Origin of the sequence: Methylorubrum rhodesianum (assembly GCF_014199985.1) — a bacterium.
GTDB lineage: Bacteria > Pseudomonadota > Alphaproteobacteria > Rhizobiales > Beijerinckiaceae > Methylobacterium > Methylobacterium rhodesianum.
Window position 1 is genome coordinate 198401 of the sequence record NZ_JACHOS010000004.1, and the last position, 12506, is coordinate 210906.

12 protein-coding genes are annotated in these 12506 nt (G+C 72.0%); 7 read left to right on the forward strand and 5 right to left on the reverse strand.

What is annotated here, in order from left to right:
* Window positions 1-119 precede the first annotated feature (119 nt).
* The 3 genes from HNR01_RS07565 to HNR01_RS07575 all read left to right on the forward strand — a co-directional run bounded on the left by HNR01_RS07565 (window position 120) and on the right by HNR01_RS07575 (window position 3884).
* The gene (locus HNR01_RS07565) at window positions 120-1487 is read left to right on the forward strand and encodes a hypothetical protein (protein WP_012454417.1); all 1368 of its coding nucleotides are present in this window, start codon (window positions 120-122) and stop codon (window positions 1485-1487) included.
* A gap of 11 nt (window positions 1488-1498) precedes the next feature.
* Complete coding sequence (locus HNR01_RS07570) at window positions 1499-2332, forward strand: hypothetical protein (protein WP_183667276.1); 834 nt, start codon at window positions 1499-1501, stop codon at window positions 2330-2332.
* A gap of 691 nt (window positions 2333-3023) precedes the next feature.
* Window positions 3024-3884 carry a hypothetical protein gene (locus HNR01_RS07575; protein ID WP_012454415.1) on the forward strand — a complete coding sequence of 287 codons (861 nt, stop codon included), beginning with the start codon at window positions 3024-3026 and terminating at the stop codon, window positions 3882-3884.
* On the opposite strand, the gene rplU is transcribed toward HNR01_RS07575, so the two are convergent.
* The 5 genes from rplU to HNR01_RS07600 all read right to left on the reverse strand — a co-directional run bounded on the left by rplU (window position 3821) and on the right by HNR01_RS07600 (window position 8394).
* Complete coding sequence (gene rplU, locus HNR01_RS07580; protein ID WP_052300044.1) at window positions 3821-5038, reverse strand: 50S ribosomal protein L21; 1218 nt, start codon at window positions 5036-5038, stop codon at window positions 3821-3823. The genes HNR01_RS07575 and rplU overlap by 64 nt on opposite strands.
* Entirely contained in the window at window positions 5025-6218 is a 1194-nt protein-coding gene (locus HNR01_RS07585) for a CHAT domain-containing protein (protein ID WP_142583512.1), read from the reverse strand. Before HNR01_RS07585 ends, rplU begins: the two co-directional genes overlap by 14 nt.
* A gap of 22 nt (window positions 6219-6240) precedes the next feature.
* Window positions 6241-7587, reverse strand: coding sequence for a hypothetical protein (locus tag HNR01_RS07590; protein WP_012454412.1), 1347 nt, complete (start codon window positions 7585-7587; stop codon window positions 6241-6243).
* A 258-nt stretch (window positions 7588-7845) separates the two neighbouring features.
* A complete protein-coding gene (locus HNR01_RS07595) occupies window positions 7846-8172 on the reverse strand; it encodes an EAL domain-containing protein (protein ID WP_009864761.1) in 327 nt (108 codons plus the stop codon).
* 6 nt (window positions 8173-8178) lie between these two features.
* Window positions 8179-8394 carry a hypothetical protein gene (locus HNR01_RS07600; protein WP_052300043.1) on the reverse strand — a complete coding sequence of 72 codons (216 nt, stop codon included), beginning with the start codon at window positions 8392-8394 and terminating at the stop codon, window positions 8179-8181.
* Here HNR01_RS07600 and HNR01_RS07605 point away from each other — a divergent pair.
* The 4 genes from HNR01_RS07605 to HNR01_RS07620 all read left to right on the forward strand — a co-directional run bounded on the left by HNR01_RS07605 (window position 8368) and on the right by HNR01_RS07620 (window position 12199).
* A complete protein-coding gene (locus HNR01_RS07605; protein ID WP_306438902.1) occupies window positions 8368-9423 on the forward strand; it encodes an RNA-guided endonuclease InsQ/TnpB family protein in 1056 nt (351 codons plus the stop codon). The two genes, HNR01_RS07600 and HNR01_RS07605, sit on opposite strands and share 27 nt — an antisense overlap.
* Before the next feature lie 728 nt (window positions 9424-10151).
* Window positions 10152-10616: a hypothetical protein gene (locus HNR01_RS07610; protein WP_009866583.1), complete on the forward strand. Its 465-nt coding sequence runs from the start codon at window positions 10152-10154 to the stop codon at window positions 10614-10616.
* Window positions 10617-11189: 573 nt separating this feature from the next.
* Complete coding sequence (locus tag HNR01_RS07615) at window positions 11190-11363, forward strand: hypothetical protein (RefSeq protein ID WP_009866584.1); 174 nt, start codon at window positions 11190-11192, stop codon at window positions 11361-11363.
* A gap of 212 nt (window positions 11364-11575) precedes the next feature.
* Window positions 11576-12199, forward strand: a complete 624-nt coding sequence (locus tag HNR01_RS07620) for a hypothetical protein (RefSeq protein ID WP_131801296.1) — start codon at window positions 11576-11578, stop codon at window positions 12197-12199.
* Window positions 12200-12506: the final 307 nt, after the last annotated feature.

Here is a 12506-nt window from a genome sequence, read left to right on the forward strand (position 1 = left end):
TTGTCGCCTCCCGGCAACACGCGGCGAGATCTTGTCCTCCTCCAGGGATTATCGGCACGTTGGCTTTGACGCGCCGGCGCCGGTCCCATTACCCATAGGGGGTATCTTGGGAGGTTCGGATGACCGACACGTCGCGACGGGGCTTTCTCGCATGCGCCGCCGGGGCGTTGGCCGCGACGGCAACCCTGTCGAGCGGCGTCGGTCGGGCATTCGCGCTCGAACAGCGTAACGAGGTCGGCTTCCTCAAGGGCCCGTACAACCTCGCGTTCTTCTACCGGCACAACCAAGCGTACCGCATCGGTGCCGGGATGCACTTCTTCCACTCGAAGCAGCACGACCTGCTGCAACTCACCCGGTTCGAGGACCACGCCGCGGTCGACGCCCGCTTCGACAAGGAAGCGCAGGGATGGCTGCGCGACCCGCCGGCCACCGAGCCGGAGATGCCGTACTACTCGTCCTACGTCGACCGGGCGATGCACACGCTGTTCCGGACCATCGACTGGACGCACATGCATCACGAGCAGACTTACGACGTGATGGCGTTCCGCGAGATCCCGTGGGCCGAGAAGAAGGTTTGGACCGACCGCGCGGTCGAATACTACCTCGCCATGCAGACCCCGGGCGTGCCCCGCAGCGTCGCGCCGCTTGAGCTGACGATGCGGCGGGCGGGCATCATGATGAAGCCCTATTTCAACTACTTCCGGAACTTCTACCCGCTCGACCAGAGTCTGTTCTACGTCGCCCACTGGTGGCACCCGGCTGTCTACGAGGCCCAGATGATCGCGGGCAACCGCGACCAGGAGGTCGCTATCCGGGCCGTGCAGGACACCCTGTACCGGGACGTCCTCCCGGACCGGCCGGGCCGGATGGTCCTCTCGCGGGAGATCATGCCGCGCTACGCGCGGATGAGTCCCGAGAGCGCGAACATCTTCGACAACCTGCACATGCTCCACGGCATCGCCTACTCGATCCTGGCCTACAAGGGCTGGACGGTCGAGGAGAAGCGGGCCGAGATGTACCGGGTCATCGACGCCATGGGCTACCAGCCCGGCGACGAGGCCTACGCCCGCAAGTTCCGCGAGCCCCACCCCAGTTACGATCCGCGCACCTACCCGGCCTGGGTGCGCGCGCCTCAGGGCGCCATGGGCATGATCATGATGGACATGCTCATGGAGATGCTGCCGATGATGTACCCGGGCGGCCTCTCGAAGGCGCAACGGGCCGCAGTCATGCGGCAGATGATGATGAACGGCCGGCTCGGGATCGAGCCCGGCGAGGTGCCCGGCTCGCTCCGCGACGCCCTGATGCAGGTCGCCCCCGGCATGCGGATGATGCCGGGCGCCACCGAGCCCGGCGAGACCCCGGCCATGATGGTCGAGCACATGCTCTCCGCCTGGAAGGCCAAGGCCGCCCATATCCCCGACGTGCCCTCCATCGACATGTCCGTCGAGCCGAGCCTCGGCCCGGTCCGCGTTGCCGTCCGCTGAGGAGCCGCCCGATGTCGATGACCACGCGCGGCGCCCTCGCGGCCCTCCTCGCCCTCTGCGCCGGCCCGGCGCTCGCCGCCGACCACTCCAACCTGGAGGAGGGCCTGCCCATCACCATCGAGGATGCCTATCCGATCAAGGAGAACGGCCTCGAAGTGCAGTCCTACTTCCAGTACAACCGCATCCGGAACGACCCGCGCGACCTCAGCAGCCTGATGGCCGTGCCGCGGCTGGAATGGGGCGCCTTCAAGAACTTCCAGCTCTCGGTCGAGGCGCCGTACCGTGTCGGGACGGCGAGCGATACGGACCAGGGCGCGTTCCGGGCGCAAGGCTTCTACAACGTCAACCAGGAGGACCTGGTCCTGCCCGCGATGGCGGTCGCCTTCGGCGTCAACACGCCCTACGGGCGGATGGCCGGCGGCACCGAGACCGAGCTCAAGTTCCTGGCCACCAAATCCCTCGGCACGCCCGATCCGGAGGGGCTCTCGCCGTACTCGTACGTGCCGCGCCAGATCCACTTCAACGCGTCCTGGTTCCACAACTACGACCCGATAACCGGACGGGACGCGGAGCGGCGCGACCGTTACCGGGTCGGCGTCGCCTACAGCCAGCCGGTGTCGAACGACGTCGTGTTGGTGGCGGACGTCTACCGCGAGACGGACCGGGAGCGCGGCCGCGCGGTGAACCTCGCCGAGATCGGCGCCCGCTACATCGTGACGCCGCAGACGCTCCTGGTCGGGGCCGTCGGCGTCGGCTTCGGCGGCGACCGCCGGCAGGACTTCCGGGTCACGGCCGGCCTTCAGCACTCGCTGAGCTTCCCCTACTCCTTCGACCCGCCCCGCTGAGAGGCGGGTACCGTTCCCCCCGGGCGCGCGGCCTCCCGCGTTCCCGGGCGTGTATCCGCGAGACCGGAGAGTTCGCATGCGCGCGGAACGCCATGCCTGGACATCCAGGAACGCGGGACGAAGGCGCCGCGTCCGGCCAGGGGTTCGGGCGGCCGCGCGGAGAACGTTCCTGCGCATCCTGGTGGCCATCGCGGTCGCGGGGGCGTGCGGCGTCGTCGGCAGGCAGATCCTGACCTCCACGGCCTGGACGGGCCGTTACATGGGCGATCAAGGCCCACGCGGTACCCCGGGGCCGTAGCGGCGGCCGGTCCGGGCCGGCGCAGCGAGCGCCACGGGGTTGAGGGGCGATCCGCACCGGAGCGCGACGCGGGGCCCCGGCTGCAGGTCCCGGTGCGTCGATGGACGCTTGCGCAGGGTCGATCCCGTCGGCTGCCGCCGCGGACGCCTCGGATGCGGGCGTCCGCCATGGGTCTCCTTGTCCGCGCGGGCGGGACGGGCGGCTGGCGAGGCGCGCGGCGGGCGGGCGAGCGCGTGGCTCCGGCGCCCGAGCGGGCGGGACGCAGGAACCGGACCCGTGCGGGGGCGCTATGTCGCGCGTCCCGGATTCGGCCCGGGGCGTGCGCGGCGCTGTCCGGGTCGGCGCCGCGTGATAGGGTCCGGCCGGTCGACCAAGACGAGACAGGACCCAGCCATGACCGATCCGGTCTTCCGACCCGACATCCAGGATGCGCTGCTGCGGCTGCTGTTCGACAAGCACCGGATCAACCTGCTCAAGGTGCCACGGGAGGACCTGCAGCCCGGCCAAGCGCTCCTGCTGGCGGGGAGCGGTGCGGTGCCGGACGCGTTCGGGCCCGTCGCGCTCCAGAACCTCGTGCCTGGCCTGGTTCTTCCGGAGGTGGCGCGCGACGCGCGCCTCGCGGACGTCGACGCCACGTTCTCGGACAGCCAGGAGGGCCGGGTCGAGGGGGGTATCTTCGCGTCCTTCCTGGAGCGGTTCTGGCCGGGCGCGACCCTGCCGAGCATCTCGGCCAAGGCGGAGGCGAGCGGCGGGCGCAAGTTGTTCCTGCGGTTCTCCAAGGCCACGCGCGACGGCATCGACTTCGCCGCGCTCGGCCGGGCGCTGGGGCCGAACGCCCCGGACCTTTCCTTCGTCGAAGGCGCTGAGGCCGTGCGGATCTTCGCCGTCGTGGACGTGTACCGCTGCCCGGAGATCGAGATGTCCTGGACGGACGACAAGGGCCGCGTGATCGACGCCGAGGCGGTGGTGGCGGAGGCGGCCAAGCTCGGCCTGGGCCACAAGGTGCGCAAGGAGGCGGGCGGGCTGGTCAAGGTGGCCGGGGACACGGCCCTGGCCTTCGGCGTCCGCCTGATGGAGCTCGTGCGCCGCGACGACGGACCCGGGTTGCGGCTGCGCCTCGCCCATACCAGGATCGACGTCCTCGGCGGCGGGCCGCGGGACGGCGGCACCGCCGAGGCGGATGCGCGGGATTACAGGCTGCTGGCCGACCCCTGGGCCGGAGGGTTGGGCATCGGGATCAGGCCGCCGGCGTAGGCCGCCGGCCAGCTCGCGGACCCGGGCAGGGCGGGCGGGTCGCGCGTGATGGCGAGCCGCGACAGAGAAAGGAAGCGGCGCTCGATCCGCCGACCGTCCACCACGACGTCGAGGATCGCGCTGTCCCCGACGCTGTGGTCGTTCCCGAAACAGACGACCGCCTCGCGCACCGTTCCCGCCGGCTTCTCGCCGCGGGCGATCACGCGCCGCGACCCGAGGTCGATCCCTGGACCGGAGACGTTGACCTCGACATGCGCCGCGACCGGGATGCCCTGCCCGAGCCGCACCGTCGCGTTGCCGGACGGCAGGTCGAGCCGGTCCCTCAGGGAAACCGTCGCTCGGTAATGCGCGAGGCCGTCCGGGCCGGTGCCGCGTGCGGCGTCGGCCCGAAGGGCCACCTCGGCGAAGTGGCGACGTCCGGTGCGCGCGAAATACCGGGTCAAGGCATCGGCCACGGCATCCGGCGTGGCCCCGCCCGCCGGGACGCCCGTGACGGTCGCCAGGGCGAGCGCCGAGGCGGCGCGCAGACGTGCGTCCGGTGCGGTCAGGAGCGGTTCGAGGGACCTCTCCACTTCCCGGCGCTCCCGTTCCGCCACGTCGGACCAGGACCTTGTCGCCACCTCCCGCAGCGTCTCGACGGCCTGCCCGGGCCCACCCCACCGGAGGCTCGCGAGGAGGTCGGGAACGGCGGCACCCGCCAACCTGCCACGCTCCGCCGGTCCGGACCGGTCGACGCTCCGCCAAGCCATCTCGCCAAAGGGCCCGTCGCCTGGCTCCACCGAGACGATCAGCACGGGCTGCAGGACCTGGCGGTGGCCTCGCATCCGCCGGGAGTTCTGGCGCCGCCGCTTCTTGAACGAGACTGTCTTCGGTCCCCGCTTCTCGGGCAGCAGTTCCGCGATGACCCGCGCGTTCGGCACGTTCGGGCTGCCGACGACGGTGCCCTCGCCCGAGCCGAGCATGAGGATGTCGTCGAACGCGTGGAAGCGGCGTCCGTCCGCGTCGCGGACCGTGGCCGCCAGGTAGTCCGAGCGGGCGACGTTCAGCCGGTCGCCGGTGCGGACGACGTACTGCTTCCCGCCGGTCCGCAGGACGGCCCACACCGCGGGCTCGGCTGCCGCCGTCCCGGTGCCGCCCCTCTTATGCCGCTCCATGCAGAGCTTCCCCGCGCGCCGTGGCGACCTCGCCCTCGATGGCCCCGGGCAGGGCGAAATCGTCCAGGGCATGGAAGGAATAGCAGAGGCTGGCGACGGATCCGTCCCGGTGGAGGCTGTCGCGTCGCGCTTGATGCAGGCTCTCCGCGACCGTCAGGCGCTCGCCCCGCACCCCGGGCGCGCGGGAGAATGCGTGCCGGTAGAACCGGCGCGCGAATTCCGTGGCGAAGCGTTCGTTGACGAGGCAGTGGGTCGCGATCACGCCGCCCGCCTGCATGAGGTGCAGGTTGTCCGGGAAGTTGCTGTCGGCGATGACCCCGGGGGCCGCCGATGCGCAGATGTTCAGGAACACGAGAGGCTCCCCGACCAAGGGACGGGCCTCCTTCTGGTGCGGGCTGAAGAAGTCGGGCCGGACCTCCAGCCCGTTGTCGAGCACGAAGTAGTGCTGGCCCGCGAAGCTTTCCATGTGGCTGGTGACGTGCCAGACCGACCTGAGCTGGCCCAGCGCGCGGAACAGGGACGCGAGGTCGGCCACGGCCATCGGCTCCCTGTCCAGGCCGAGCAGGGGCGTGTCCTCCCGCGTCGTGCAGGCGGCGCCAAGGTCCTCGAAGACGGCGAAGATGCTGGCCTCGTCGCGTCGGGACACGGAGGTGACGCGCGTGGACCCGAGCAGGCCGACGGATGGCGCGGCGTCGTCCGCCTCCCTCTCTTCCTTATCAGGCCTCGGCGCGTGGATCAGCGGGGCCCGGCTGCCGAGGAAGCGCTCGACGTCGAACCCCGAGCCCACGCGCCCGTAGTGCAGGGCGTCGAGCGGGATGCCGGCCAGGTCGCTGTCGAACGTGATCGACCTGAGGTTCGGGTGATCGAGGTAGAAGTCCAGGTCGGCACGGACCTTGGCCCCCTTCTCGGGATCCGTATGGCGGAAGAGGTTGCTGAAGAGGCTCACGGCGGCGTTCTGGAAGGATTGCAGCCTCGCCGCCGACGCCGGGTCCTGGGCCTCGGGTGCCCAGGTGCGCCCGGCGAACTCGGCCAGGCCCTCGGCGAACGCGCGGACGGCGTCGGCCAGCGCACCGCGCAGCGGGCCTCCGTGGAAGCGCAGGCTGTCGAGCTGCCCCGCCCCGAAGACGCTGACTTCGGTCCTCGCGGGCGAGTGGTCGCTCGTGGACGTGGCGATGCGCATTCGGAACGCGCCGGCTGCGATCTCATCCCGCTTTCGGCGACCGCCATGCCGACGAGCCATCCTGACCGTTGTCCTCGTAAACCTCGACCGTTCTCTGGATCTTCGAAACGATGCGGTCGCGAGTCAAGAACGTGAATCGAAGCGCGTGCCTCCCGCCTTCCCGGGCGGTCGCCTTGAAGGTCAGCGGGTGCCCTACCCTGCCCTGCTTGACCCCGGGCGAGACCACGACGCCGTTGCCATCGGCGAACACGGTCACCGTCTCGGCAGCGCGCTCACGGCTCGCGATGCCCAGGAGCTGGTGGACCTCGCCGTCGAGGATGGCCGAGACGGCGACGCTCGCCCCCTTGCCGAGCCGCACGGCGGTCGTCGCCGTCCCCGTGCCCGGCGGCCCGAAGACGACCTGACCGCGCAGGGCGTCGGGTCGCGTGCCCGGCAGGAGACGCCGGAGCGTCGGCCGATGCAGCGGGACGAAGCAGAGCGCCTCGCGGCGCTCGCGCGCGCCCCGCCCCGCCGCCGCGGGAACGGCCCCCCGCGTCAGCGCCAACGGCGGCAGCGGAACGGCCATCAGGCGGTGAACGCCCAGGCCGAGGCGCGGCAGGCACAGCGCATCGGCTTGCCGCGGCGGAAGCAGGGCGGGCAGATCCATCTGCCTCATGCGGAAGAGCTGGCTTTCCAACCTGGACAGGTATCGTTCGGCCACCTCGCCCCATCCGAGCTGCCGCCCGGCGGCGAAATGCTGCGCGGCGCGCCGGAGATGCCGTTTCGCCCGCTCCAGGCGCGCCTCGGAGCCGTTCCCCGCCTCCGCAAGCTGCCGGCCGCGCTCGAAGTGAAGCAGGCCGTCGACGAGCCGCGCGTCCCGCGCGCCGCGGAAGGCCACGCCGTCGGGGGCCGGTCGATCCGGGTGGCGGCCCACGGTCCCGTCGCGCAGGTCGCCGTGCAGCGCCGACCAACCGAGCGGCGGACCGGGCCTGATATCGAACGCGATGCAGGCGTTGGCCTCCGGCGACGGGCGGAACGTCGCCAGCGACGTGTCCCGCAGAAGCTTGGACCAGTGGGCGAGGCCGCGGGCCCGGAAGCCGGTGGGCAGCGCGGGCAGCAGCCAGGGTGGCCCGAGGCAGATCAGCTCGTCGCGCGACCGATCCGGCAGCAGGACCAAATCGTCGTCGCCGACGATGGCGTACCCGGTCGACGCATCCGCTATGAGGTGGCGGCGGTCGGACAGGGTCAGCGCGACGCCGACGTCGTCGCCGCCCCGGTCGAAGGCCAGCCAGCACCGCACCACCGGCGGGCGGCCGCCCGCGACCGGCGAGGCCGCGAACAGGTCCGCCTGCGAGGTCTCGTCGAACGCCGTGGTCGACCAAGCCTCCATGGGCGCCTCCGACCGCCTCCGGCGCGGCTCCGCCGTCTCGGTAACCGCGATGCGCCGCGCGGGTATCCGGCCCTGCGACGGCGGCGACGAACGTGACGGACGTTCGCCGAATCGAGCGTACCGCGGGGAATCTTAAGCGGCCGTGTCGCCTACCGCCAAGGTCGCGGCGCGGCGTCCGCCGGATCGCCCGCGGCGCGGGCTAGGGCGGCCCGCTTCCTGCCCTGTGCCGCCCGCCGCGGCCCGAAGGGGCTGCCCGGGTCATGCGGCCCTCGTTCCGGCCCCCCGGCGCAGGAACGCGGCGGCCTCGGCCGCGGGCGCGGGCTTGCCGAACAGGTAGCCCTGCGCCTCGCCGCAGCCGGACAGCCGCAGCGCCCCGAGCTGCCGCTCCGTCTCGACGCCCTCGGCCGTGACCGCGGCGCCGAGGGAGGCCCCCAGGCCGGCGATGGCCCCAACGATGGCCGCCGTGCCCGGCTCGTCCACCGCCTCGACGAAGGAGCGGTCGATCTTGATCCGGTCGAGCGGGAACTTCCGGTTCTTCGTCGTTTGGGGTTGATCGACCTTCGGGCGGGCTTGACGCGTTCCCACTCCGTTCTACTCTGGTCGCGTGATCCTGACGTACCAGCAGAAGCTCAGCCGACCGCCGCCCAGCACCGCCTCCTCGCCGAGGCGCTGGAGCGTCAGCGCCTGCTCTACAACGCCGCCCTGTAGGAGCGCCGCGACGCCTGGCGGCTCGGGCGCAAGGCCTTCACCCGCCTCGACCAGCAGAAGAGCCTCACCGTCATCCGCGCCGACGACCCGGAAGGCCACGGCGCCGATCCGGTCACCATGGGCCGTTGGACGCTCAAGCGCGTCGAGGACGCATTCACCGGCTTCTTCGGACGGGTGAAGCGGGGGCTCAAGCCTGGCTTCCCGCGGTTCAAGCCTGCGTCCCGCTGGAGCTCTTTCGGCCTGCTGGAAGCCACCGGCCTGCGGCACGAGGGCGACCGCATCCGGCTCAAGGGCTTCGGCCGCCCGATCCGCCTCAACCACGACCGGCCGCTGCCGTCCGACGCGAAGATCCTGGGCGTGACGTTCACGCGCAAGGGCCGGCACTGGTTCGTCTGCATTACCGTCAAGACGAGCGAAGTCGTGGCGACCACGCCGCCTGCGGGCGAGGCGGTGGGCGGCGACCTGGGCGTCGAGGCGCTGCTGACGCTGTCCACCGGCGAGCGCATCCCGAACGTCCGCCCGTCCTCGCGTCGCGAGCGCGAGATCCGCGTCTCCCGCCGGGCCCTCGCCCGCTGCCGCAAGGGCTCGAACCGGCGGCGCAAGATCAAGGCTCGGCTGGCGCGTCAGTTGCAGGCGGTGGCGAACACGCGGGACCAGTACCTGCACCGCGTCTCGGCGCGGCTGACGCGCGAGCACTCGCTCGTCATGCTGGAGGACCTGCGCATCCGGAACATGACCCGCTCGGCCGCCGGGACGGTCGATGAGCCCGGAGCGAACGTCCGCCAGAAGAGAGGGTTGAACAGGTCCATCCTGGATGCGGGATGGGGCAAGCTCGTGCAGTTCGTCCGCTACAAGGCTACCAGGGCCGGTGGCGAGTTGATCTGCGTCGACGCCAGGGGGACGTCGCAGGAATGCCGGCAGTGCGGGGCGGTTGTGCCAAAGCCGCTGTCCCTGCGCCGCCACGTCTGCCCGTGCGGGCTGAACGAGCATCGCGACGTTAACTCGGCCGGGGTGATCCGCGACCGGGGTCTCGCGGTGAAGGCCGCGAGCGAGGGGGGTCAGCCCCTCGGGGGCGCCAACGTGGGCCGTCGGGCCGTGCGTCGTCCCGGGACGCTCCTCGCCGCCTGAGGGCGGCGCTGGAGAACGTCGGATGGGGGCATCAACCTCAAATGACGAATGACCGTGAATTGTTAAGGCATGCCTACGGGGCGTTCCGAGGTCGGCATCCCGGCGCGATTGTCCGCTGCACCGGCCCTGGGCAGGTCGCCGGCACGCCGCGCAGGCCGGGGCGATGGGATCGCGCGATCCGGGGCGCACCCCGGACCCGGCCTCGCTTGTAGGCATCGCGAGGCGCGACTTGCGGAAGCCGCCGCCGGGACCGCACGGCTCCGGCCCGCCGGCGAGCCTCGCGGTTGAGCCGACGGTGCGGGTCCGCAGGATCTCTTGGCGTCAGACGAGGATCGGCGCGGCATGGCCATGGCTGGCCCGTGCAATGGCCATGCCGGAATAACCGGTGCCGTTTCTCCCGTTCCGCCAGGTGTCGCCAACGGCGGAGGGCATCGCGGAAGCCCCGCCCCCGGCGCCTGGCCCTGGACTTCGGCGGCCCTGCCCCGGAGACCGTGACCGTGTCAGGCCCAGGATCCGTCCGGGCAACGCGGCGAGCCGCGGCCGGGACAGTCCGATGGGGCACAAGCATAGGGCGAAAGGCTTTCTTAACCTTACCGGCGTTCCCCGGGCGGCCATGGCCGGAAATGCTTGCCGTCGGCCGCCAGGTGCCGTAGGTATGGCCATGGCCATGTAAGCCCTGGCCGGCAGCTTCGTCCGGGGCTGCTGCGCTGCGGGCAAGGGGAGCTCACATGTTCAACGACCTTCGCTCCGCGGTCAGGCGCATCGAGGAGGATATCGAGAAGCTCGTCGAGGAGCAGAACAGGTCCCTGCGCGCCACCGCGTCGCGGCTGGCGCTCCTCTACCTCCAGAAGGAGCGCATGGAGGAGCTTCTGGCAAAGGCGGAGACCGAGACCGTCCCGATGCCCCTGCCCGCGGCGCCGGCATCCCCGCCCCCGCCAGGGAGGCCCGAGCGCGCGGGAGCGTCCTCCGTGGTCCTCGGTCGCGCGGCCACGGTCATCGTGGAGGCGCTGGAGCGGGCCGGCGAGGCCGGCCTGTCCGGAACCGAGCTGAACGATGCCGTCCGAGACGCCCAGATGAGCAAGGACGCGTCCGAGAAGGCGAAAACGCGTTTGAAGCGCCTCGGCCTGGTCCGCCACGACGAGCTCGCTCGCCGATGGTACCCGCTGCCCCGGGCGGAAGTAGGCGCAAGATGACGGCGGTCGGAGACATCCGGGCCGGCGGGTGCCTGAACCTTAACCAACCCGGCAAAGTCGTCCAGGCAACCTACACCGCGGGTGTAAAAACTCGCCGGAACATGGTACCATTCACCGTGGATGATGGAGGCGCGCGTGGCGGCCGATCACCTCAAGCAGGCCTGGACCCGTTGCCCGAACGCTCCGGCGGCTGACCGCCCGGTCAGGCAGGGGCGCGCTCGCGGCCCGCCCTTGGTTCGGGCCGACCCGGGACCCCAGGTCTCGGACGGGCAAAAAGAAACGCGCGGCCCATGGGCCGCGCGCTTTACCCTGAACTCGCCTCTCAGTGTCGCAGCTGCCGCGAGTGTCAGGCATCCCGCACCCTAGGGTTCGGGATCGGCCAGCCAAGGCCAACGGGTTCCTCCGGGAGGCTGCCAGGCCCCGCGGATCGACAGTCGTACCCTAGCCGCACCTGCGCGCCTGCGCAAGCGTCTCGTTGCGCCCGTCCTGGATCCCGTTGGCGACCATCGCCGAGGACCCGCCGCCCTCACGGCATGCGGGCCCGGTCCCTTCGCCTGCGAGAGGACAAGACCCATGGACGACCTGGATTTCGGTGGCCTCACCGGCGCCGACGACGACCCCGTCACCGCCGCCTTCCTCGACCCCGACTTCGACCGGTGGGACGGCGACGTCGCGCGTGCCCTGGGCCGCCGGGCCGCCGACTTCGACGGGCGGGGCCCCTCCGACGCCGACGACGCCGACCGCTGAGCGTCCGCACCGCGGTGCGCTCCCCTCCCTCGGCTCCGGCCGGGGGAGCCCCCTTGTCCAGCGACGGGCCGCCCTTGCGGCCGTCATGCCGGAGTTCCCCGATGAAGATCCGTGACCAGGAAACGACCACCTCCTCCCCCTCCCTCGACGATGCCGCCCGGGCAGCATCGTGCCGCCAGGTGCCGCCGGACGCGCACGGCCGGTGCGTGCCCGTGAGCGCCCCCTCCCCGCGTGCGCTGGCGTGCGTAGGCATCAGCCAGGCAGCCCTCGCCGTTCGCGTCGCGGACCTCGGCCTCGATGTCGTCCACATGACGCTGGCCCGCGACGAGAGCACGGGCCTGGTCGTCGCCGCGGCCCTCGACGCGGCGCGGCGCCGGCCGGTCGATGTCCTCGGGCTGTTCGGTGACGGCTCGGGCACGGCAGGCGGGCTCGGTGCCGTCTGGCCGTGCCTGGGCGTGCCGGAAGTCATCGTGGTGGACCACGCCGTCGGGTACCATGACACGGGCTTCCACGAGGCCGCGTGGCGGATGGGGATCCAGGTCCTGCACCGGCCCGCACGTGCACTGCCGGGACAAGCGCACCTCAACGCCCTGTTGGGCCGGTCCGGGTCCTGTCGCGACGGTCAAGGGCGAAGCGCCGTCACCATGGCGGCGCTCGTCGGCGCGGTGCATGCCTGGATCGCCGCCTGCTACGCGTCCCCGCGCGGTCGTGACGTGGACGCGGTGCGGACCGCGCCGCCCGCCGTCCCGCCGGGAGCGTCACGGGCCCACGCCTGGACGTTGCGGGGCAAGGCCGGCCGGAACCTGGTTGGCCGGATGGCGGCCGGCCGCCGCTAGGCCCGGCAGGGCCCTGGACCCGCCGGCGCTCGTCGGGCCCGAGCGTCCGACCCGGAGAGCCAAGCGCCCCCGATTCAGGGGCCGGTGTCCCTGCTCCGCGGCCCCCGGATACGGGGCCGCGGCATGCCCTCGCCTCGGGGCGCCAGCCGTCGGGGGCAGGCCGCTCGCATGACGCAACCGGCGAGCTGCCTGAAGGCGTCAATGTCGAGGAAACCAGGGCCGTGAGAAGGCGTGCACGAGCGTCGCCCTCCTCGTGGCAGCCATGCACCGCCCGCCACCGGCGCGACCGCGGCCCCGCCGGGCCCGT